This window comes from Streptomyces sp. NPDC006197, from assembly GCF_040613865.1.
Taxonomy (GTDB): Bacteria; Actinomycetota; Actinomycetes; order Streptomycetales; family Streptomycetaceae; genus Streptomyces.
Genome location: NZ_JBEXSZ010000096.1, coordinates 1 through 21,326 on the forward strand (window position 1 = coordinate 1; position 21,326 = coordinate 21,326).

Genomic DNA, 21,326 nt, shown 5'->3' on the forward strand with positions numbered 1-21,326 from the left:
GCGACGACAGCCGCATGTCCTGCCGGCGCGTGTAGACCCGGTCGTAGTGCGTCGCCGCCTTCCCCCGGGCAGGGCCCGCGCCGAGGCCCCCGCCAGGGCCCGCGGGACGGCCCGCGTCGAGGCCTCCGGCAGCCCCGACGGCACCGGTCCCGTCGAGGTGCCGGGCCCCTGGGCGGGGCGCACCATGAGGGCATGGACGGATCCCTGAGTGGTCTGAGCGACATCAGCACACCGGGACGCGTGGCCGGCCCCGAGGAGGGCGTCACCGCGCAGGAGCTCGCCCTCGCCGCCCGGAACCACGGACTGCCCCTCGAAGCCCTGCGGTACGACGTCACCCCGCCCGGACTCCACTACGTCCTCGTGCACTACGACATCCCCGCCACCGACGCGGACGCCTGGCGGCTCACCGTCGGCGGCCGGGTCCTGCGGCCGCTCGACCTGGACCTGGCGGCGCTCCGCGCCCGGCCCGCCGTCACCCGCCGGGTGACCCTGGAGTGCGCCGGGAACGGCCGGGCCCGGCTCACGCCCCGCCCCGTCAGCCAGCCCTGGCTGGTCGAGGCCGTCGGGACCGCCGACTGGACCGGCGTCCCGCTCGCCGCCCTCCTCGCCGAGGCGGGCATCGCGGAGGACGCGGCCGACGCGGTGTTCACCGGCGCCGACCACGGGGTCGAACGGGGCGTCGAGCAGGACTACCGCCGCGCCCTGCCCCTGGCCACCGCCGCCGACCCCGCCCGGGACGTCCTCGTCGCGTACGCGATGAACGGCGCGCCCCTGCCGCCGCAGCACGGCAGCCCGCTCCGGCTCGTCGTCCCCGGCTGGTACGGCATGGCGCACGTGAAGTGGCTCCACGACATCACGCTCACCGACACCCCGTACACCGGCTTCCAGCAGAGCGTCGCCTACCGCCTGCGCCAGGAGGCGGACGAACCGGGGGAGCCCGTCACGCTCATCGCGCCCCGGGCCCTGATGGTGCCGCCGGGCTTCCCCGACTTCATGTCCCGCACCCGCGTCGTACGCCCCGGCCCCGTGCCGCTCGCCGGGCGCGCCTGGTCAGGGCACGGCCCGATCGCCCGCGTCGAGGTCAGCGAGGACGGCGGGGCGGCCTGGACCGACGCCGAGACCGAGCGGGACCCCGTGCACCCCTGGGCCTGGTCCGCCTGGCGCGCCACCTGGAACGCGACGCCGGGACTGCGCCACCTGACCGTGCGGGCCACCGACGCCGAGGGGAACGTCCAGCCGCTCACCGCACCGTGGAACCGTGGCGGCTTCGCCAACAACCTCGTCCAGCGGGTCGAGGTCCTGTGCACCCCGGACGGCCCGGCCCCGTCCGCCGGGGACGCGTCCACGGCTCCGGCGGGCGGCGCGTAGAGTCGACTCCGGTGCACCCCGTACCAGCGGGTACACCGTCGACCGACCCTGACGAGGAGACTTCCGTGACCGACCCGGCGTCCACCGCCCTCCAGCAGCAGATCGCCCGGGACCTCCAGGTCGCCGACGCCTTCGACCCGAAGGCGGAGATCGAGCGCCGGGTGGCCTTCCTCACCGAGCGGCTCACCTCCACCGGGCTGCGCTCCCTGGTCCTCGGCATCAGCGGCGGCGTCGACTCCACGACCGCCGGCCGGCTCTGCCAGCTCGCCGTGGAGCGGGCCCGCGCCGCCGGCCACGACGCCACCTTCTACGCGATGCGCCTGCCGTACGGCGTGCAGGCCGACGAGCAGGACGCGCAGACCGCCCTCGGCTTCATCCGCGCCGACCGGGTCCTCACCGTGGACGTCAAGGCGGCCAGCGACGCGGCCCTGGAGGCCTGCCTCGCCGGCGGGACGACCTTCCGCGACGCCCACCACCAGGACTTCGTGCAGGGCAACATCAAGGCCCGGCAGCGGATGATCGCCCAGTACGCGGTCGCCGGCGCCCACGACGGTCTCGTGGTCGGCACCGACCACGCCGCCGAGGCCGTCTCCGGCTTCTTCACCAAGTTCGGCGACGGCGCCGCCGACGTCGTCCCGCTGACCGGCCTGACCAAGCGGCGCGTCCGCGCGATCGCCGACGAGCTGGGCGCCCCGGCCGAGCTGGTGTGGAAGACCCCCACGGCCGACCTGGAGACCCTCGACCCGGGCAAGGCCGACGAGGACGCGCTCGGCGTCACCTACGACGACATCGACGACTTCCTGGAGGGCAAGCCGGTCGCGGAGGCCGCCTACGCCACGATCGTCCGCCGCTACGAGCTCACCGAGCACAAGCGGCAGCTGCCCATCGCCCCCTGAGCACCCGCCGGCGAGGCCGGGCCGTCCCCCGACGGCCCGGCGCGGAGCGACCTCCGCCCGCGCCGACGACAGGGAAGGGACCTGCCCCGGAACACCCGCGCCGTGTGATCCACTGTCCGCGCGGGGGCGTACCGAACAGGAGCAGGAGCAGCGTGACCACCTACCGGCAGCCCGGCCTCGTCCTCACGGACCACCGCTTCCCCGTCCCCCTCGACCACGCCCGCCCCGACGGCGAGCGCATCGAGGTCTTCGGCCGTGAGGTCGTCGCGAGCGGCAAGGACCCGGAGCGGCTTCCCTGGCTCGTCTACCTGGAGGGCGGGCCCGGCTTCGGCGCCCGCCGCTTCATCGGCCCGCAGGCCTGGCTCGGCCGCGCCGTGAAGGAGTTCCGCGTCCTCCTCCTCGACCAGCGCGGCACCGGCCGCTCCACCCCCGCCAACCGCCAGACCCTGCCGCTGCGCGGCGGCCCGGCCGAACAGGCGGACTACCTGACCCACTTCCGCGCCGACTCCATCGTCGAGGACTGCGAGCTGATCCGGCGCCGCCTCACCGGCGGCGCCCCCTGGACCGTCCTCGGCCAGAGCTTCGGCGGCTTCTGCGCCACCCACTACCTCTCCACCGCCCCCGAGGGCCTGGACACCGTCCTCGTCACCGGCGGCCTGCCCTCCCTCGACGCCACCGCCGACGAGGTCTACCGCGCCGCGTACCCCCGCGTCCGGCGGAAGAACGAGGCCCACTTCGCCCGCTACCCCCAGGACGCCGAACGGGCCCGCGCGATCGTCGCCCACCTCCTCGACCGGGAGGTCACCCTCCCCGGTGGCGGGCTCCTCACCGTCGAGGCCTTCCAGTCCCTCGGCATCCTCCTCGGCTCCGGCGAGGGCACCCACCAGCTCCATCTGCTCCTGGAGGGCGCCTTCGTGCCCACCCCGGGCGGGCCCGCGCTCTCCGACGCCTTCCTGGAGCAGGTCCAGGCACACCTCTCGTACGCCGGACACCCGCTGTACGCCGTGCTCCACGAGGCCATCTACGCCCAGGGACAGGGCCCCACCGACTGGGCCGCCGAGCGGATCCGCGCCGAACACCCCGAGTTCGACGCCCGCACGGCGCTCGCCGAGGGCGCACCGCCGCTCTTCACCGGCGAGACCGTCCACCCCTGGCACTTCACCACCGACCCCGCCCTGCGCCCGCTCCGCGAGACCGCCGAACTGCTCGCCGCGCGCACCGACTGGTCCCCGCTGTACGACCCCGAGCGCCTCGCCGCCAACCGGGTCCCGGTGGCGGCCGCCGTCTACCACGACGACATGTATGTCGACACCGCCCACTCCCTGGAGACCGCGCGCGCCGTGCGCGGTCTGCGGACCTGGGTGACCGACGAGTTCGAGCACGACGGGGTGCGGGCCGGCGGGCCGCGCGTCCTCGACCGGCTCCTCGCCCTCGCCCGGGACGAGATCTGACGGTCCGGTCCCGGCGGGAGGGGCATAGGATTCGGCGCGCAATCGATCGGCAAGAGGCGCTGAAGCCGGGCGCGCGCCCGGCCCGCACGAGGGGGCCCGGATGGCGGCACGCGAGACACCGGCCTCCGGCCGGGAGCTGAAGTTCCGGGCCCTCATGGCGGAGCTGCGGCGCGGCATCCTCGACGGCACCTGGCCCCCCGGCAGCAAGCTCCCCACCGAGCGGGCGCTCGCCACCGAGACGGGTCTCTCCGTCACCACCGTCCGCCGCGCCTACGAGGACCTCGTCGCCCTCGGCCTCGTCGAACGGCGCCAGGGGGCGGGAACCTTCTCCGCCCACCGGCCCGAGCGGGACCGGGCCGACCGCCGGATCGTCGGCGTCCTCGTCCCCGACACCACCTTCTACTACCCGCGCGTCCTCCAGGGCATCGAGAAGGAACTCGCGGCGGCCGGCGCCCGGCTCGTCCTCGCCTGCTCGCACTACGACCCCGCCGAGGAGGACGCCGCCGTCGAACGGCTCCTCTCCGCCGGGGTCCACGGCCTCCTCCTCGTCCCCAGCCTGCACACCGCCACCGACCCGGGGCGGCGCGCCGAGGAGCTCCTGGCCCTGCCCGTCCCCGCCGTCCTCGTCGAACGCCGGCTCGCCGCCCACGGCCCCGGCGACCCCACCGAGCACGTCTGCACCGACCACGAGGGCGGCGCCTACGACGCCGTGCGCCACCTGCGCGCCCTCGGCCACGAGCGGCTCGGGCTCGTCGCCCGCACCGACGCGCCCACCACGGCGCCCATCGAGTCGGGATTCGCCCGGGCGCTCACCGACCTCGGACTGCCCGCCGCCCCGGCGTACGAGCGGGACGTGATGGCCCGCTGGGACCCGGACCGCGCCGACCGGGCGCTCGCCGCGCTGCGTTCCGCCGGCGTGACCGCCGCGCTCTGCTTCGGCGACCGGGAGGCCGCCCTGATGCTCGGAGCGGCCCGCCGGGCCGGGCTCCGGGTGCCCGGGGACCTCGCCCTGATCAGCTACGACAACGAGTTCGCCGATGTCGCGGAGACCCCGCTGACGGCCGTCTCGCCCCCCAAGTACCAGCTCGGCCGCCTCGCCGCGCAGATCCTGCTCCGGCGGCTCGCCGAGGGGGACGCGGCCCCGCTGCACCAGGTGCAGCTGAGACCGCGCCTGGTGGTCCGGGCCTCCTGCGGCGGGCGGACGCCGGGGGAGCCACAAAAGTCCAAGCGGTGAGTCCGGATTGCTCATGGTGTGCTCTGCTCGCGTACGGATACAACTCGGTCCGGACCCGTGAGGGCCCCTGCGAGGAGAGGACCCGGACCATGAGCACCCACGTCAGCGCGGAGATCGCCGGCCAGCCCGACTGCTGGCGCCGTGCCGCCGAGATCGCCGACCGCGACGGCGGCCTGCTGCCGGCCCGGGGCGAGCGCGTGGCGGTCGTCGGCTGCGGCACCTCGTACTTCATCGCCCGCGCCTACGCGGCCCTGCGGGAGTCCCTCGGCGCGGGCGAGACCGACGCGTTCCCCGCCTCCGACGCGACCCCGCTCGGCCGCGGCTACGACCGGATCGTGGCCCTCACCCGCTCCGGCACCACCACGGAGGTCGTGGACCTGCTCGCCCGCGCCGCCGGCCGCGTCCCGACGCTCGTCGTCACCGGCGTCCCGGACAGCCCCGCCGGGCGGCTCGCCGACCGGATCGTCGGCCTCGGCTTCGCCGACGAACGCTCCGTCGTCCAGACCCGGTTCGCCACCACCGCCCTCCAACTCCTGCGCGCCGGGCTCGGGGTGGACCTCGGCCCGGCGATCGCCGACGCCGAACTCGTCCTGTACGAGCGGCTGCCCGCGGCCTGGGAGCGGCGCGGTCAGTTCACCTTCCTCGGCACCGGCTGGACCGTCGGGCTCGCCGACGAGGCGGCGCTCAAGCTGCGCGAAGTGGCCCGCGCCTGGACGGAGTCGTACGCGGCGATGGAGTACCGCCACGGCCCGATCAGCATCAGCGACCGGGCGAGCCTGGTCTGCTGCCTCGGCCCCGCCCCGGCCGGTCTGCGGGACGAAGTGGAGTCCACCGGCGCCCTGTTCGCCGCCGACGCGATCGGTCCGGTCGCGGCCCTCGTCCGCGCCCAGCGGCTCGCGGTCGCCCTCGCGGACCGGCGCGGCCTCAACCCGGACCGCCCGCGCCACGTCTCGCGCTCGGTGATCCTCGCCGGGACGTTCCGCCCGACGGTGTCGGACGCGACCCGTATCCTGCGGTCATGATCGACACGGATGCGATGGACCTCCTGGAGATGCCCGGCGACTGGCAGCGCGCGCTGTGCGTCGTCGCCCACCCCGACGACCTGGAGTACGGCTGCGCGGCGGCGGTCGCCGCCTGGACGGACGAGGGGAAGGAGGTCGCGTACGTCCTCGCCACCCGGGGCGAGGCCGGCATCGACACCCTCGCCCCGGACGTCTGCGGCCCGCTCCGCGAGCGCGAGCAGCGGGACAGTGCCGCCGTCGTCGGCGTGGACACCGTCGAGTTCCTCGACCACCGCGACGGCGTGATCGAGTACGGGCTCGGCCTGCGCCGGGACATAGCGGCCGCGATCCGCCGCCACCGCCCCGAGCTCGTGATCACCCTCAACCACCGCGACACCTGGGGCGGGGGCCCGGGCGCGCCCTGGAACACCCCCGACCACCTGGCCGTCGGCCGCGCCACGCTGGACGCGGCCGCCGACGCCGGAAACCGCTGGATCTTCCCCGAACTGACCGAGCAGGGCCTGGAGCCGTGGAACGGCGTCCGCTGGGTCGCGGTCGCCGCCTCCAGCACCCCGACCCACGCGGTCGACGCGACCCCGGGCCTGGACCGCGCGATCCGCTCCCTCCTCTGCCACCGCGCCTACATCGAGGCCCTGACGGACGAGGACCCGGAGGAGTACGTCCGCACCTTCCTCACCACGGCGACGTCCCGGTCCTCGGACCGCTTCGGCGGCCGCCCGGCGGTGACGTTCGAACTCTTCGGCCGCTGACGGCGGCGGGCGCCCCTCAGCCCCTCGGCGAGGGCTTCAGCACCGCGAAGATCGCGTCGAAGGGGTCGGCGAGCCAGGCGATGCGGCCGACGTCGGGGATGTCGGCGGCGGGCATCAGGACCGAGCCGCCGTTGCCCCGGGTCGCGTCGGCGATCGCGTCGGCGTCCTCGACCGCGAAGTACGGGACCCAGGACGGCGTCATCCCCTCCTGGGCCTCCGCCACGCCGCCGAAGGAGGCGTCCTCCTGGTCTCCCTCGACGGTGGAGAGCACCCGGTACGTCATGCCGGGGGCGTCCATCTCCGACCAGCGCCAGCCGAAGAGGGTCTGGTAGAAGGCGAGCGTGGACTCCGGGTCGGGGACGTGGAGTTCGGCCCAGAGGAGGGTGTGGGGGGAGGAGGTCCGCTCCAGGCCCTTCACCCTGCCCGGCTGCCAGACGGCGAACTCGGCGCCTGCCGGGTCGGTGAGGCAGGCCATGCGGCCGGCGTCCATGACGTCGAAGGCCTCGACGCGCACCCTTCCGCCGGCCGCCTCGGCGGCCTTCTGGGTGGCGTCCGCGTCCGGGGTCTGGAAGTACACCGTCCAGGCGCTGCGCGCGCCCTCGTCGAGCGGCCCCAGGGCGCCGACCGTACGGCCGTCCTGCTGGAACAAGCCGTAGCCGTCGGCCTCCGGTCCGGCCGACTGGAAGTCCCAGCCGAAGACGGCTCTGTAGAAGGCGGCGGCGGCCTCGGTGTCGGGGCTGCCGAGGTCGAGCCAGTTGGGGGAGCCCTGGGTGAACTGCGTACCGAGCATGGAGGTGTCCCGTCCTTGTGTCGTACGTGGCCGAATGTGGTCACCATGACCGATCCTCGCCCGCCGGCCGGTGCGGCGCAGCCCCTGCCACCCTCTTTCATCCGGCCGGGCGAACCCTCGCCGAGAACAGCCGCGTCCCTGACCTTTCCGCAAAGAACCTTGCCGTTTCTGCAACACTGGCCGCATGACCGAAGACGACCGCATCGACGCCGTACTGACCGAGGTCGGCCCCCGGCTCCGCCGTGTCCGCCGTGACCGCGGGGTGACGCTCGCCGAGCTCTCCGCCGCCACCGGGATCTCCGTGAGCACCCTGTCCCGGCTGGAGTCCGGGCAGCGCAAGCCCAGCCTCGAACTGCTCCTGCCGCTCGCCCGCGCCCACCAGGTCCCCCTCGACGAACTGGTCGGGGCCCCGCCGGTGGGCGACCCCCGGGTCAAGGCGAAGCCCATCGTGCGCCACGGGCGGACGATGTACCCCCTGACCCGGCAGCCCGGCGGGCTCCAGGCGTACAAGGTGATCCAGGAGAAGGCGCACGAGGCGCCGGAGCCCCGGGTGCACGAGGGGTACGAGTGGCTGTACGTGCTCTCCGGGAGGCTCCGGCTCGTCCTGGGCGAGCACGACGTCGTCCTGACCGCCGGTGAGGCGGCCGAGTTCGACACGCGCGTCCCGCACTGGTTCGGGCCGACGGCCGAGGGCCCGGTGGAGTTCCTGAGCCTGTTCGGGCCGCAGGGGGAGCGCATGCACGTCAGGGCGCGCCCCAAGAAGTCCGGCTGACCCGGCAAGAAGTCCGGCCGACCGGTTCCCCCAGGGCAAGCGACCGCTTAGTATGCCACCGACCGCTCGGTACGGAGGAGGCATTCCGGATGCAGGCATGGCGTGTGTACGAGAACGGCGAACCGCGCGCGGTGATGCGCCGCGAAGAGGTGGAACCGCCCACGCCCGGCGACGGCCAGGTCCTCCTCAGGGTCCGCGCGGCGAACGTCAACTTCCCCGACGCGCTGCTCTGCCGCGGCCACTACCAGGTGCGGCCCCCGCTGCCCTTCACCCCCGGCGTCGAGGTCTGCGCCGAGACCGAGGACGGGCGCCGGGTCATCACCACCGCCGCCCTCCCGCACGGCGGCTTCGCCGAGTACACCCTCGCCGACGCCGCCGGGCTCCTGCCCGCCCCGGAGGCGCTCGACGACGCCGAGGCCGCCGCGCTGCACATCGGCTACCAGACCGGCTGGTTCGGCCTGCACCGCCGCGCCGCCCTCCAGGAGGGCGAGACCCTCCTCGTCCACGCCGCGGCGGGCGGCGTCGGCAGCGCCGCCGTCCAGCTCGGAAAGGCGGCCGGCGCGACCGTCATCGGCGTCGTCGGCGGCCCCGAGAAGGCGGCCGTCGCCCGCGCCCTCGGCTGCGACCTGGTGATCGACCGCCGCTCCGAGGACGTCGTCGCCGCCGTCAAGGCCGCGACCGGTGGCCGGGGCGCCGACGTGATCTACGACCCGGTCGGCGGCGAGGCCTACCAGCAGTCCGCCAAGTGCGTGGCCTTCGAGGGCCGGATCGTGATCGTCGGCTTCGCGAGCGGCACCGTCCCCGCCCCCGCCCTCAATCACGCCCTGGTGAAGAACTACTCGGTCCTCGGCCTCCACTGGGGCCTGTACGCGGCGAAGGCCCCGGCCTCGATCGGCCGCTGCCACGAGACCCTGACCGCCTACGCGGCGAAGGGGCTGATCAAGCCGCTCATCGGTGAACGCGTCCCCTTCGCGGGCGCGGCGGACGCCGTCCAGCGCGTCGCCGACGGCACCACCACCGGCCGCCTGGTCGTCCTCCCGGAAGGAGCCCGCACATGACCGACGCCGAGGAACTCCGTTCCCTCACCAGGCGTTTGCTCGCCGAGCACCCGCCCGCCACGACCGACCGCACCGACTTCCTGAAGGCCCGCTTCGACGCCGGGCTCGCCTGGGTGCACTACCCCGTGGGCCTCGGCGGACTCGACGCGCCCCGCGCCCTCCAGGCCGTCGTCGACGCCGAACTCGCCGCCGCGGGCGCCCCCGACAACGATCCGCGCCGGATCGGCATCGGCCTGGGCATGGCCGCCCCCACCCTGCTCCAGTACGGCTCCGAGGAGGTCAAGGAGCGCTTCCTGCGACCCCTCTGGGCCGGCGAGGAGGTCTGGTGCCAGCTCTTCAGCGAGCCCGGCGCCGGCTCCGACCTCGCCGCGCTCGGCACCCGCGCCGTGCGGGACGGCGAGGACTGGGTGGTCGACGGGCAGAAGGTGTGGACCTCCAGCGCCCACATCGCCCGCTGGGCCATCCTCATCGCCCGCACCGACCCGGACGCCCCCAAGCACCGGGGCATCACCTACTTCGTCTGCGACATGACCGACCCCGGGGTGGAGGTCCGGCCGCTGCGCCAGATCACCGGCGAGGCCGAGTTCAACGAGGTCTTCCTCACCGGCGTCCGCATTCCCGACGCCCACCGCCTCGGCGAGGTCGGCGACGGCTGGCGGGTCGCCCAGACCACCCTGATGAACGAGCGGGTCTCCATCGGCGGCGCCCGCATCCCCCGCGAGGGCGGCATGATCGGGAAGCTCGCCACGACCTGGCGCGAGCGCCCCGAGCTGCGCACCCACGAGCTGCACCGGCGCCTCCTCGACCTCTGGGTCGACGCCGAGGTCGCCCGGCTCACCGGCGAACGCCTCCGCCAGCAGCTCGTCGCCGGCCAGCCCGGCCCCGAGGGCAGCGCGATGAAGCTCGGCTTCGCCCGGCTCAACCAGGCCATCAGCGGCCTGGAGGTCGAACTCCTCGGCGACGAAGGCCTGTTGTACGGCGAGTGGGAGATGCGCCGCCCCGAGCTCGTCGACTTCACCGGCCGGGACGCCGGATACCGCTACCTGCGCTCCAAGGGCAACTCGATCGAGGGCGGGACCAGCGAGGTGCTCCTCAACATCGTCGCCGAGCGGGTCCTCGGCCTGCCGCCGGAGCCCCGCAACGACAAGGACGTCGCCTGGAAGGACCTGACCCGATGACGGCACAGACCGATCTGCTGTACTCCGAGACCGAGGACGACCTGCGGGCGGCCGTCCGCGCTGTGCTCGCCGACCGGGCCGGCCACCAGACCCTGCTCGACCGGATCGAGACGGACGAGCCGTACGTACCCGGCCTCTGGAAGTCCCTCGCGGGCGACATCGGCGCTGCCGGACTCCTCGTCCCCGAGGAGCTCGGCGGCCAGGGCGCGAGCCACCGCGAGGCCGCGGTGGTCCTGGAGGAGCTGGGCCGTGCGGTGACGCCGCTGCCGTACCTCACGAGCGCGGTGGTGGCCACGGAGACGCTGCTCGGCCTCGCGGGGCAGGGCGGCCCGGCCGTCGAGCTCCTGGCGGAGCTCGCGAGCGGCCGGACGGTCGCGGTGCTCACCGTACCCCTGTCGACCGCACCGGACGCGGAGCCGTTCCCGCCCGGAGCGCCGGACGCGGAACCGTCCCCGTCCGCCGCGACCGGCGCCGGGCCGCTGCCCGCCTCCACCGTCGCGGGCGTCGCCGACGCCGTCGCGGCCGACGTCCTCCTCGTCCCGCGCGCCGACGGCCTGTACGCCGTACCGGCCCGAGAGGCGAGCGTCGAGCCGCAGACCCCGCTCGACCTCACCCGCCCCCTCGCCCGCGTCACCCCGGAGCCCGGGAGCGGCACCCGGCTCGCCGACGCCGGGGCCGCCCGCGCGGCCGTCCGGCGCGGCCTCCTCGCCGGTGCGGGACTGCTCGCCTCCGAGCAGCTCGGCCTCGCCGCATGGTGCCTGGAGGAGACCGTCCGGTACACCCGCGAACGCCACCAGTTCAACCGGCCCGTGGGCTCCTTCCAGGCCCTGAAGCACCGCATGGCCCAGCTCTGGCTGGACCTCGTCGGGGCCAGGGCCGCGGCCCGCGCCGCCGCCGACGCCCTCGCCACCGGCGACCCGGACGCCCCGCTGACCGTGGCGGTGGCCCAGGCCTACTGCTCCAAGGTCGCGGTCCGCGCCGCCGAGGAGTGCGTGCAGCTGCACGGCGGGATCGGGATGACCTGGGAACACCCGGCGCACCTGGCGCTGAAGCGGGCCAAGTCCGACCAGACCGCCCTGGGTTCGGCGGGCCGGCACCAGGACGCGATCGCGGCTCTGATGGACCTGCCCGCACCCAGGTGAGGGCCCGCGTCCGCACCCCGCTCCACGCTGTTCATTCATGAACCATTCGCGGTGGTGGTGGATCCTCGCAAGGGGTGCGGACGCGGTCCTGGCTGAATCTCACCCGTATGGCCGCCCCGCCATACGCCCGGACGGACCGCGCATTCCGCCACACTGTCCGCCGAACGCCGCAATTCCGGTGCGGCGACGGAGGGACGTGAGAGCGATGGCCGTTTCCATTTCTGTCGTGGTGCTGCTGCTGGTGCTGGCCGTGATCTTCCTGCGGAACGGTGGCCTGAAGGTCACGCACGCCCTGGTCTGCGCACTGCTCGGCTTCTTCCTCGCCGGCACCAGCATGGCGCCCACCATCCACAACGGCGTGGCCGCCACCGCCAACGTGGTCTCCAGCCTCAGACCGTGATCGTCACGGCTCCGTGAACTCCCGTGAACTGCTGTGAACCGCCCATGAAAACCAGGGCGGTTCCATGTACATTTCACGGACTCGGTCCTAGCGTCGGCCGCCGGCGCGACACCCGTCAGGACCCGAGGAGCCGCTTTGACCACCCCACCGCCCCGCAGACGAGCACGCGCGCTCGCGCTGGTCGCTGCGCTCGCGGCGACCCTTCTGGCGGGCTCCGCGCCCGTCGCCCAGGCCGAGGAGATACCCCTCGCCCCCGGCCACCGCCTCGTCGAGCACTACGAGGGCGCCCCCGCCACCGCGCGGCCCGTGCCCGGCGAGGGCCCCGCCCAGCACCCGTACCTCGCCCCCAACGGCCGCAGCGGCATGCACGCCGACGGCGCCGGCAGCGGCACCCACCCCTACTCCGGGCCGCTCAGGCGCGACCCGCGGGTCGCCAGCGAGAAGATCGCCGCCGTCGGCGGCGAGTGCGCCACGGTCACCTTCGACGCCGGCGGCCGCCTCGTCACCGTCTGCGGCACCTTCAGCGGCTTCCTCCTGAAGCTGCTCGACCCGCGCACCCTGGGCACCCTCGCCGAGTACAAGCTGCCGCAGCGCTCCTCCACCGTCGAGGCCGTCACCCGCCTCGACTTCGAGAAGATCTTCAAGAAGTCTTCGCCCGCGGGCCGCTGACCTGCGCAGATCGACGACTAAGGGGCCCTGGCCTGCGGCGTTGCTCCTTTCCGGGGCTTTCACGATGACACCGTCTTACGCGGTCGGTTCTCCCCAGATGCTCCCCCAGGCGGCTCAATTCTCCCCAGATTCTCTCCAGCTGGAACTGCTTCGGCAGGAGCATCGCCCCTGTCAAGGCTGGTTCTCGACTCGGGGAAGCGGCTACGCATAGTGTCGGGGGAGGGGCTTGATCGTGTGGTGCGTGTTCTGGACGACCCCCCCCCTGCGGGAGCCTTCCGTGAGTGGCCGGCGGTTCGTGCCCTTGCCGTCCAGAGCGGGGTCGTCCTCGGTTGTTGTCCGAACGCGCGTCGTGGGTTCATGATCCCTGCGGTATGCCGATGAGGTGAGGTATCCAGAGGACGGGGGCCTGACCGCTGAGCGTCGGGTGTTTCATGAGGGGATCCGGCTTCAGGCCGGGCAGAGGTTCGCGGCGGGCGAGAAGACGGCGATGATCGCGAAGGATCTGCGGGTGAGTGTGCGGTCGGTGGAACGCCGGCGTCGTGCCTGGTGCGAGGGCGGCATGGAGGCCCTGCGTTCGGCGGATCCGGCGAACTCCCCGACCGTCAAAGACGCCCAGTTCGCCGTGCTCGAGGAAGAACTCGGCAGGGGACCGGCAGCTCACGGCTTCGAAGACGAACGCTGGACCCTTGCCCGGGTCCAGACGGTGATTCGCCGGCCTCTGAGGGTGAGCCTGTCGGTGGCGAGGTCTGGCGGCTGCCGAAACGGCACGGCTGGCCCTGGCAGACACCCGCCCGCAGAGCACTCGAGCGCGACGAGCACACGGTGGAGTTGTGGAAGAGGGAGGTGCGGCCGCAGGTGAAAGACTCGCGACGGCGTCCGGTGCCTGGATCGCCTTTGAGGACGAGGCCGGATTCTCGATGACTCCTCCCCGGGCCCCCACCTGGGGCCGGCGCGGGCAGACTCCCGTCATCCGCGTCCGTGGCAGGTCCCGCCGCCGGCCCTCGATCGCCGCATTGTGCTGCTACAAACCCGGTGAGAAGAGCCGCCTCATCCACCGGCCCCGCGCCCATCTCCGCCTCAAGGGTGCACGCAAGAGCTCCTCCTGGCAGGACTACCGTGACCTGCTGGTCCGCGCGCACATCCAGTTCGGCGGACCGATCGTGGTGGTCTGGGACAATCTCAACACCCACCTGGCCGCCGGGCTGAAGCGGTACGAAGCCGAGCACGACTGGCTCACCACCGCCCGCCTCCCGCCCTGCGCACCTGATCTCAATCCCGTCGAGACCGTCTGGTCGCTGGTACGCAGGGCGATGGCCAACACCGCCTTCAACACATCCGACGACCTCGACCGCATCCTTCGCGGCGAGTTACGCGGGATCCAGCTCCGACCCCACCTGGTCAACGACTGTCTCACCGCCACAGGTCTGGCTATCACCCCACCGACCCCGCCGTGAAAACCTCAGGAGGACCTCTTACGGCCTGTCCGATGGGTCCGAAACCGATTCAGTGCCTGTTTCGCATTTCCTGACCCGTGTCAGTGGCTCGCGCTCCGCAACGCGGTCGGGGCTGCTGGACCGCTGACGTCACAAAGCCGGCGAGGATTGCGGCCAAAGCCGGGTCACGAGCTGGGGGCCGATCCGTCCGCTCCGTACCGGAGGCCGTCGAAGAGCAGGTCGAGGAGGCGTCCGGCCCGTTCGCGCTGGTCGGGAGCGCTGGTGACCAGCCCGATGCCGGCCAGGCTGAAGCCGACATCGAAGGGGTCGATGCCCGGGCGCAGGAGACCGGCGTCGGCGCCGGCGTGCAGCAGGGTGCCCAGCGCGGTGGCGAGCTTGTCGAGGGTCTCGGCGAAGGGGTCCGCACCGGAGGCGACCGCGGCCCGCAGCGCGTCCGCCATGCCCTGCTTGGCAGCCAGGTAGTCGATGAAGTCGTCCATCCACAGGCGGATCGCCCGGTCGGGCGGGTTGTCGGTCAGCAGCTTCGCGGCGCTGTCGCAGACGCGGGCCAGCTCGTTGCGGTAGGCCGCCTCGACAAGTGCCTCGCGCGTGGGGAAGTGGCGGTAGAGCGTGGCCGAGCCGACGCCCGCGGCCTTGGCGATCGTGTCGATCGCGACGTCCGGGCCCTTCTCGGAGAAGGCGCGTACGGCCGCTTCGAGGATGCGCTCCCGGTTGCGGCGGGCATCGGCGCGCAACACGCTCGGCTTGGTGGTCAAGGCTGCTCCCTTCATCGAGGGACCAGTCTAACTGGACAACCGGGGAGTTCCCCGCTTACCGTCATGACTAACCGGGGAACTCCCCGGTTGTGGCGTCGGCCGTGACGCTCCACACGCAAGGAACGGCGATCGTGACAGCACAGCAGCCCATCGGTTCCGGCTTCGGGGCCCGCAGCACCACGGCCGACGTCCTGGCCGGCCTCGACCTCACCGGAAAGCTCGCAGTCGTGACCGGCGGTAGTTCCGGACTGGGGCTGGAGGCCACACGCGCCCTGCGGGGCGCCGGCGCGACTGTCGTCGCAGCCGTTCGCCGCCCGGAAGCTGCCGCGGAAGCCTTCACCGCAGTGGACGGGGTCGAGGTGCGCCGTCTCGACCTGGGCGACCAGGCCAGCGTGCACACCTTCGCGGACGAGTTCCTGGCAAGCGGCCGCAGCATCGACATCCTCATCAACAACGCCGGCGTGATGGCCCTGCCCGAGACCCGCCTCGGACCTGGCTGGGAGGCGCAGTTCGCCACCAACCACCTGGGCCACTACACACTCACGAACCGGCTGTGGCCCGCCCTGGCAGCCGAAGGCGGCGCGCGCGTGGTCGCGCTCAGCCCTGTTGGACACCGCTACTCGCCGATCCGATGGGACGACGCCATGACCCCGCTCCAGCGGCACATGACCCGCGAGGAGATGATCGCCTTCGGCTGGATCGACGACCAGGGCAACACGGCCCCCAGTTTCAAGACCCCCGAACAGGGTGCCGCCACCCAGGTCCGGGCGGCCGCCTCCCCGCGGCTGGCCCCCACCGGCGGCGTCTACCTGAACGACTGCGACATCGCCCCGCTCTCCCAGGACGACGCACCCGGAGTACGGCCCCACGCGGTCGACCCCGAACAGGCCGCACGCCTGTGGACCCTGTCCGCCCAGCTGACCGGCACCAACGTGTTCGCGGACCGGTGATACGACGGCATGGCGCACTCCCCTCCAAGAAGCCCGCACCTGAAAACTCTGCGAGAAGGGTCACGAAATCATGACGCACACCGATCTGGCCGCCGTCGCGAACGAAGCACAGGCATGGTTCGACGGCTACGTCGAGACGTTCATCGGACTGGCAGCAAAGGGGAGCACCGATCCCGCGCCGCTCCTCGACTACTTCTCGGTGCCGATCAGCATGACCACGGGCACGGCCCACACCGCTCTCACCTCCGCCGAGGCGCTCTCCCAGGGACTCGCACACGAGCTGCGCGCACTGCGCGACGCCGACTACGGGGGCAGCAAGGCCCTCGACCCGGTGGTACGCGTGCTCAACGAGCGGGCCGCGCAAATCGAGGTGACCTGGGCGCGCCAGGACAGCCAGGGGCGGGAGTTCCAGCGTGTCCGTGTGCTCTACCTGACCGCCCGTACCGACGCGGGATGGCGGACGGTCGCCTCCGTGATCCTGGCCAGCTGACGAAGCACATTGCCCGCGCGGTCGCCCGCGGCGCGCTCGCCAGTCAGCGAGGCGACAGGACCCCGCCACAAGATCGTCAACGTGACAGTACGTGCTGATCGATGTCACGTCGATGCTCGTCGCCACGGCTTAGGACTGCTGACGAAATGATCCTCAAGGTGGTTGGACCACTCCGGGACTGACGGTCCGAGGGTTGGAGTGGCTCGGCCGAAGCCGTGGGAGGTCGACCACGAGCTGTGGGCGGTGATCGAGCGGCTGCTACCGAAGGCGGAGCGTCGGCCCCGGCACCCCGGGCGAAGGCTGCATCCGGACCAGCTGGTGTTCCAGGGCATCCCGTTCGTCCTGCACACCGGGGTTGCCTGGGAACATCTGCGGCAGGAACTCGGCTTCGGTTCGGGTATGACCCGCCGACGCCGCCTGGCCGAGTGGACCGAGGCTGGAGCCCGGCCCCGGCTGCACGGGGTCCTTCTGGCCGAGCTCCGCAGCGTGAACGCTCTGGACTTCTCCCGGGTGGCGGTCGACGGCTCCTCCATACGGGCATCGAAAGGGGGATCCAAGACGGGACGAAGCCCTGTCGACCGGGGCAGGACGGGCAGCAAGAATCACCTGATCATCGACGCCACCGGTATCTCGCTGGCCGCCGCCTTGCCCGGCGCCAACCGCAACGAGGTCACCCAGCTGATCCCGCTGCTTCAGGCGGTGCCGCCGGTGAGGGGCAAGCGAGGTCGGCCCCGGCGCCGCCGGACGTGGTGCCGGCCGACCGCGGCTACGACCACGACAAGTACCGTCGCCTGGTCCGGACCCGGGGCATCGAACCGGTCATCGCCCGCCGCGGTGTCCCGCACGGCTCCGGCCTCGGCGTCCACCGCTGGGTGGTCGAGCGGACGATCGCCTGGCTGCACGGCTTCCGACGCCTACGCGTCCGCTGGGAACGACGGGACGACATCCACGAAGCCTTCCTCGGTCTCGCCACGTGCCTCATCGCCCACCGACACGTCCAACGCCTTTGTCAGGACCTCTTAGACCTGGGGTCTCCGCCCGGTCATTGCCTTCGTGCTCATAAGCCATACCTGTCCAACCACCAGAACAAAGACCGTTGCAGTACTAGCGACACCGACCCCGCGCGAGGCGACGCGCCCCCGCCCCCGCTGTCGACAACCCGCCTGGCCCTCGTACGAGACGCGCGCCGTCCGTTCCCGCCCGTCGTCTCGATCACCTTCCGCGGTCGCCGGGCGAGCGGGCCTTCACGGCGCACACCCACGCTTGCACGGACTTCGAACTCATGATCACATGTGCTGTCTTTCTCACGATCATGACTCTTGATCACGACTTTGGGGGAATGAAATGACCGGTCAGATGGACAGACGATCCGTCATCCGTGGCCTGGCGACGGCCGGTGCGGGCGCGGCGGCCGGTTCGATCGCCACGGGCGGCACCCCGGCGTACGCCACGGGTTCCGGCAACGACCCGCACAGCGTCTCCGTGATCAGCAAGCTCGCGGACCCCACGGGCGTCAACCCGAGCGACGACGCCTTCCGGGCGGCCGCCGCCGAGGTCCTCGCCTCGTACCAGCCCGACCCGATCTCCGGCGCGGTACCGAAGAAGGTCCTGGTCATCCCGCCGGGCACGTACCGGCTGACCCGGCCCGACTCGCTGCTCCCCAACATCGACGGCACCAACGCCGGCGAGGGCAACGTCGGGGGCGTCATCGACGGCGTCACGATCACCGGCTACGGCAAGCGGCTCACCCGCATCATCTACGCGCCGGCCGAGAACGACACCACGCTCTGGACCAACAACCAGCGCTACAAGAACATCCGGGTCTCCGGCATCACCTTCGTCAGCGAGAACCCCACCTCCAGCTTCTGCTACGCGTACTCCTCGGCCTCGCACGGCGTCCAGGACACCTGGTACAGCGACGTCGAGTGGCAGGGCAGCTGGAAGCGCGGCATCGGCCTCGACGGCCCGGCCACCACCTCGAACCTCAACAGCGAGATGGGCTGGGACCACTGCCAGATCGGCGGCACCTACTCGGACGCCTTCCTCGTCATGGGGATGACGCCCACCGCGAGCCAGCAGGACCAGTTCCTGAACTACTGGTTCCGCGAGTGCAAGGTGGAGTACAAGGCCGGTGTGTTCGTGAAGAACAACCGCGGTGGCTCGATGAACTTCGTCGGCGGCTCCTACATCCTCACCGACACCGCCTCGACCGGCACCTTCTTCCAGCTCTCCTCGGCCGCGGCCAGCCGCTCGGACTCCGTCATGAGGCTCTACGCCCAGGGGATCCGCTTCGAGCTGCGCGGCACCGGCCACAAGGTGATCGACTCCCGCTGGTACAAGGGCAGCATCTCCTTCGTCTCGTGCGACGACACCGCGAACAGCTTCAAGTCGTGGGCGCCAGACGCCGTCACGCACGTCTACGCGTTCAACGCCAACGGCGACCGCGGCCCGACGGTCCGCTACACGGACTGCGCGCTGATGGGCTCGCACCAGGTGGCCACCGGCACGGCCGCGACCACCGCCGGCAAGCTCATCTACGACGGTTGCCGCTTCATCGACATGTCGAGCGCGACCGGTGCCACCGGGTTCCTCCGTTGGACGGGCACCGCGCCCCGCCACGAGATCCGCGACTGCCTGGGCGGCGCCGTCTACGTGGCGGACGTCAAGAACCCCGCGTAGCGGGGCCGGGCGGCGGGGCAGGAACTGGGCAGAGGGGGAAAGGTCGAGCGGCGGGCCTGCGCGCTGGGGCATCATGACGGCATGTGCGATCAGCCTGTCGAATGGGTGACCCTCTTCCGCTTCGAGAACGTCGCCGGTGGCCCGCGGCCGGGCCGGCTGACGGCGGTTTGACTGCGGGACCGAGGCATCGACTGGCATCCGTTCGCCGACGACGAGGTCATGGTCGATCTGATGTGCGGGGTCCGCTCGGACGGACACTGGCACGGCACGATCGCGGTCCGCTTCCGCGCGGATGCTCTTCGGCGGCTCGGACTGCATCCCGACCAGCCGACTTCGGCACCGGCGGAACCGTTGCCGCCGAAGTGGTGGGGGCCGTGGGCTCGGTGAGCCCCGGTCATCGCCGGACGAGGACGCGGGCACCGCACGCGGGTACCGCGGCAGGGATCGTTACAAGGTGGTGGCCGGCCCGATGGCCGCCACCGCGGTGATGGGCAGGGCGATGTCGAGCACGATCCGGCGGTCTTGACCGGTCAGGTGGACAGCGATCGCGCCTGCCCGCAGGAGTACGAGGCCGATGGCCGCGGCGAGAGCGAGCGGGAGCGCGACGCCGGTCAGCGGCGGCAGGACCAGGTCGGCCGCGCCGAGGATCTCGACCGCCCCAGAGCTCTGAGGGCGGGCAGGGGTACACGGTCGACCCAGGTCATCATCGGCCGCAGCTGATCGCGGCTGCGGCTCACCTTCAGCGTGCCCGCGTAGAGGTAGAAGAGGGCGAGCAGGCCCGCGACGATCCAGTAGGCGATGTACATGGTTCCCGTTCAGGTGTCAGAGGATTCACGGAGCCGTCGGCTGCTTCGGAGGTGACCGGTCGCGGGCCCGGTGGCGTACCGGCTCATCGCGTCGATGTCGGCCTGTGGAGTCAGCGGCCGGCCGTCGGCGAGCACCTCCTGGAAGTCCCGGAAGCACCGCACGTACAGGTCGGGGGTGAAGGTGCTGAGCATGACGGCGGGTTGGTCGGTCAGGTTGGCGAAGGTGTGCGGGACACCGGGCGGCACCATCACGAGCGTGCCCGTGGTGGCGTCGTACTCCTGGTCCCCGACGGTGAACCGCACGGTGCCGGAGAGGACGTAGAAGCCCTCGTCGTGCCGGGCGTGGCGGTGCTGCGGTGGTCCCTGGGTGTGCGGGGCGAGGACGGACTCGGCGATCGCGAGACGGTGCCCCGTGTGGCTGCCGTCCTCGAGGGTCCGCATGCGGGTGGTGCCCAGAACGATCACCTCGCCCTCGCCGGGGCTCGTCACCGACACAGTGGGGCGGGTACGAGGATCGCTGGTCTTCATCGCGTCTTCGGCCATGCTCACCAGTGCACCGCCCGGGCTCCGAGCCTGTCCAAGACCTGTCCTGCGGCACCGATGCCTGACGGGTATCGGTGCACTGCGGAGCCACGGACCTTACGCCGTTTCGTGGCGGTCGCCGAGGAACTCCACTTCGGCCGGGCCGCCATCTGCCTGCACATGAGCCGGCCGCCGCTGAACCGGGCGATCGAGCGGCTGGAGGCCGATCTCGGCGTCCTGCTGTCCACCCGCGCACCCACCGGCGTCGCGCTCACCGCGGCGGGCACGGTACTGCTCGACGAAGCACGGGCCCTGCTCGACCACGCCGACCGCGTCCGGGCACGCGTGAGCGCGGCGGCCGGCGCCGCGACCATCACCATCGGCATCCTGGCGACGACACCGACCCGGGAGTGGCCAGGCTGGCAGCCGCCTTCCACCGGGCCCGCCCTGGCATCGACATCCGCATCCGCGACGCCGATCTGACCGACCCCACCTGCGGGCTGCGCGCCGGACCGGTCGACGTGGCCCTGACCCGGGCGCCGTTCGGCGAGACCGGGCTGACGGTACATGGGCTGCGCAGCGATCCGATCGGCCTGGCCCCCCCCTAGGCCACGAGCTGCCCGTGGCACCGCTGACGGACATGGCGCCGAGCCGGTTAGTGGCGGTGTGCGACGAAGGCGACACCAACCCGTTGATCTGGTCCTCCGTCGAGAGAGCGGCAGCCGCCTGCCGTGCCTGAACGCCGTCACGCCGCGCTGCCGCCGCTCGCGAACCGACGCCGACGGCAGCGGGGGCACCCGGGCCATCACCCGCGCCTACGACGTCCGCCGGTCACACGGCTCGTACGGGGCGACCGCCGACCAGCGCGCCCGCCCGGTACGGGCATCCCGCTGTCCCGCCTGGTGACGCGGTCTGGTCCTCACGCGCGGGATCACTGCGCT

The 21,326-nt window shown here is 72.6% G+C and carries 19 protein-coding genes and 4 pseudogenes; 19 read left to right on the forward strand and 4 right to left on the reverse strand.

Translation table 11 applies throughout. The annotated features are described in order from the left end of the window. The first annotated feature begins 192 nt into the window (after positions 1–192). The 6 genes from ABZ318_RS26210 to ABZ318_RS26235 all read left to right on the forward strand — a co-directional run bounded on the left by ABZ318_RS26210 (position 193) and on the right by ABZ318_RS26235 (position 6,720). A complete protein-coding gene (locus ABZ318_RS26210) occupies positions 193–1,368 on the forward strand; it encodes a sulfite oxidase (RefSeq protein WP_356904920.1) in 1,176 nt (391 codons plus the stop codon). A 65-nt stretch (positions 1,369–1,433) separates the two neighbouring features. Next, entirely contained in the window at positions 1,434–2,264 is an 831-nt protein-coding gene (nadE, locus tag ABZ318_RS26215) for an ammonia-dependent NAD(+) synthetase (protein WP_356904922.1), read from the forward strand. 152 nt (positions 2,265–2,416) lie between these two features. Further along, entirely contained in the window at positions 2,417–3,715 is a 1,299-nt protein-coding gene (locus ABZ318_RS26220; protein WP_356904924.1) for an alpha/beta fold hydrolase, read from the forward strand. A 100-nt stretch (positions 3,716–3,815) separates the two neighbouring features. Further along, on the forward strand, positions 3,816–4,949 hold the full coding sequence (locus tag ABZ318_RS26225) for a substrate-binding domain-containing protein (RefSeq protein WP_356904925.1): 1,134 nt from the start codon (positions 3,816–3,818) through the stop codon (positions 4,947–4,949). Between the two features lie 89 nt (positions 4,950–5,038). Beyond that, positions 5,039–5,971, forward strand: a complete 933-nt coding sequence (locus ABZ318_RS26230; protein ID WP_356904926.1) for an SIS domain-containing protein — start codon at positions 5,039–5,041, stop codon at positions 5,969–5,971. Then, positions 5,968–6,720: a PIG-L deacetylase family protein gene (locus ABZ318_RS26235; RefSeq protein ID WP_356904927.1), complete on the forward strand. Its 753-nt coding sequence runs from the start codon at positions 5,968–5,970 to the stop codon at positions 6,718–6,720. The genes ABZ318_RS26230 and ABZ318_RS26235 overlap by 4 nt, the downstream gene beginning before the upstream one ends. Before the next feature lie 16 nt (positions 6,721–6,736). On the opposite strand, the gene ABZ318_RS26240 is transcribed toward ABZ318_RS26235, so the two are convergent. Further along, positions 6,737–7,510, reverse strand: a complete 774-nt coding sequence (locus ABZ318_RS26240; protein ID WP_356904928.1) for a VOC family protein — start codon at positions 7,508–7,510, stop codon at positions 6,737–6,739. A 184-nt stretch (positions 7,511–7,694) separates the two neighbouring features. On the opposite strand from ABZ318_RS26240, the gene ABZ318_RS26245 reads away from it, so the two are divergent. From ABZ318_RS26245 to ABZ318_RS26280, 8 genes and pseudogenes are all read left to right on the forward strand, one after another. Next, complete coding sequence (locus ABZ318_RS26245; RefSeq protein ID WP_356904929.1) at positions 7,695–8,282, forward strand: XRE family transcriptional regulator; 588 nt, start codon at positions 7,695–7,697, stop codon at positions 8,280–8,282. A gap of 89 nt (positions 8,283–8,371) precedes the next feature. Continuing rightward, positions 8,372–9,340, forward strand: coding sequence for an NADPH:quinone oxidoreductase family protein (locus tag ABZ318_RS26250; protein ID WP_356904930.1), 969 nt, complete (start codon positions 8,372–8,374; stop codon positions 9,338–9,340). Continuing rightward, positions 9,337–10,518, forward strand: a complete 1,182-nt coding sequence (locus tag ABZ318_RS26255; RefSeq protein ID WP_356904931.1) for an acyl-CoA dehydrogenase family protein — start codon at positions 9,337–9,339, stop codon at positions 10,516–10,518. The genes ABZ318_RS26250 and ABZ318_RS26255 overlap by 4 nt, the downstream gene beginning before the upstream one ends. Then, the gene (locus ABZ318_RS26260) at positions 10,515–11,660 is read left to right on the forward strand and encodes an acyl-CoA dehydrogenase family protein (protein ID WP_356904932.1); all 1,146 of its coding nucleotides are present in this window, start codon (positions 10,515–10,517) and stop codon (positions 11,658–11,660) included. The genes ABZ318_RS26255 and ABZ318_RS26260 overlap by 4 nt, the downstream gene beginning before the upstream one ends. A 205-nt stretch (positions 11,661–11,865) precedes the next feature. Beyond that, the gene (locus ABZ318_RS26265) at positions 11,866–12,060 is read left to right on the forward strand and encodes a hypothetical protein (protein ID WP_030690730.1); all 195 of its coding nucleotides are present in this window, start codon (positions 11,866–11,868) and stop codon (positions 12,058–12,060) included. Positions 12,061–12,195: 135 nt separating this feature from the next. Further along, a pseudogene (locus ABZ318_RS26270) lies at positions 12,196–12,714 on the forward strand (hypothetical protein); the annotation flags it as partial. A 561-nt stretch (positions 12,715–13,275) separates the two neighbouring features. Next, positions 13,276–13,650: a winged helix-turn-helix domain-containing protein gene (locus tag ABZ318_RS26275; protein WP_356904944.1), complete on the forward strand. Its 375-nt coding sequence runs from the start codon at positions 13,276–13,278 to the stop codon at positions 13,648–13,650. Beyond that, positions 13,647–14,183 carry a transposase gene (locus tag ABZ318_RS26280; protein ID WP_356904933.1) on the forward strand — a complete coding sequence of 179 codons (537 nt, stop codon included), beginning with the start codon at positions 13,647–13,649 and terminating at the stop codon, positions 14,181–14,183. Before ABZ318_RS26275 ends, ABZ318_RS26280 begins: the two co-directional genes overlap by 4 nt. A 164-nt stretch (positions 14,184–14,347) precedes the next feature. On the opposite strand, the gene ABZ318_RS26285 is transcribed toward ABZ318_RS26280, so the two are convergent. Next, on the reverse strand, positions 14,348–14,953 hold the full coding sequence (locus ABZ318_RS26285) for a TetR/AcrR family transcriptional regulator (RefSeq protein ID WP_356904934.1): 606 nt from the start codon (positions 14,951–14,953) through the stop codon (positions 14,348–14,350). 113 nt (positions 14,954–15,066) lie between these two features. On the opposite strand from ABZ318_RS26285, the gene ABZ318_RS26290 reads away from it, so the two are divergent. The 4 genes and pseudogenes from ABZ318_RS26290 to ABZ318_RS26305 all read left to right on the forward strand — a co-directional run bounded on the left by ABZ318_RS26290 (position 15,067) and on the right by ABZ318_RS26305 (position 19,057). After that, entirely contained in the window at positions 15,067–15,888 is an 822-nt protein-coding gene (locus tag ABZ318_RS26290) for an SDR family NAD(P)-dependent oxidoreductase (protein WP_356904945.1), read from the forward strand. Between the two features lie 70 nt (positions 15,889–15,958). After that, positions 15,959–16,378 (forward strand): hypothetical protein, encoded by a 420-nt coding sequence (locus tag ABZ318_RS26295; RefSeq protein ID WP_356904935.1) that lies wholly within the window; start codon positions 15,959–15,961, stop codon positions 16,376–16,378. A gap of 198 nt (positions 16,379–16,576) precedes the next feature. Further along, positions 16,577–17,349, forward strand: a pseudogene (locus ABZ318_RS26300) (IS5 family transposase); the annotation flags it as partial. A gap of 385 nt (positions 17,350–17,734) precedes the next feature. Further along, positions 17,735–19,057: a hypothetical protein gene (locus ABZ318_RS26305; RefSeq protein ID WP_356904936.1), complete on the forward strand. Its 1,323-nt coding sequence runs from the start codon at positions 17,735–17,737 to the stop codon at positions 19,055–19,057. Positions 19,058–19,504: 447 nt separating this feature from the next. On the opposite strand, the pseudogene ABZ318_RS26310 reads toward ABZ318_RS26305, so the two are convergent. Both ABZ318_RS26310 and ABZ318_RS26315 read right to left on the reverse strand, forming a co-directional pair. After that, positions 19,505–19,863 (reverse strand): annotated as a pseudogene (locus ABZ318_RS26310) (DoxX family protein). 9 nt (positions 19,864–19,872) lie between these two features. Beyond that, positions 19,873–20,406, reverse strand: coding sequence for a cupin domain-containing protein (locus tag ABZ318_RS26315; RefSeq protein ID WP_356904937.1), 534 nt, complete (start codon positions 20,404–20,406; stop codon positions 19,873–19,875). Between the two features lie 57 nt (positions 20,407–20,463). On the opposite strand from ABZ318_RS26315, the pseudogene ABZ318_RS26320 reads away from it, so the two are divergent. Further along, a pseudogene (locus ABZ318_RS26320) lies at positions 20,464–21,124 on the forward strand (LysR family transcriptional regulator). Positions 21,125–21,326: the final 202 nt, after the last annotated feature.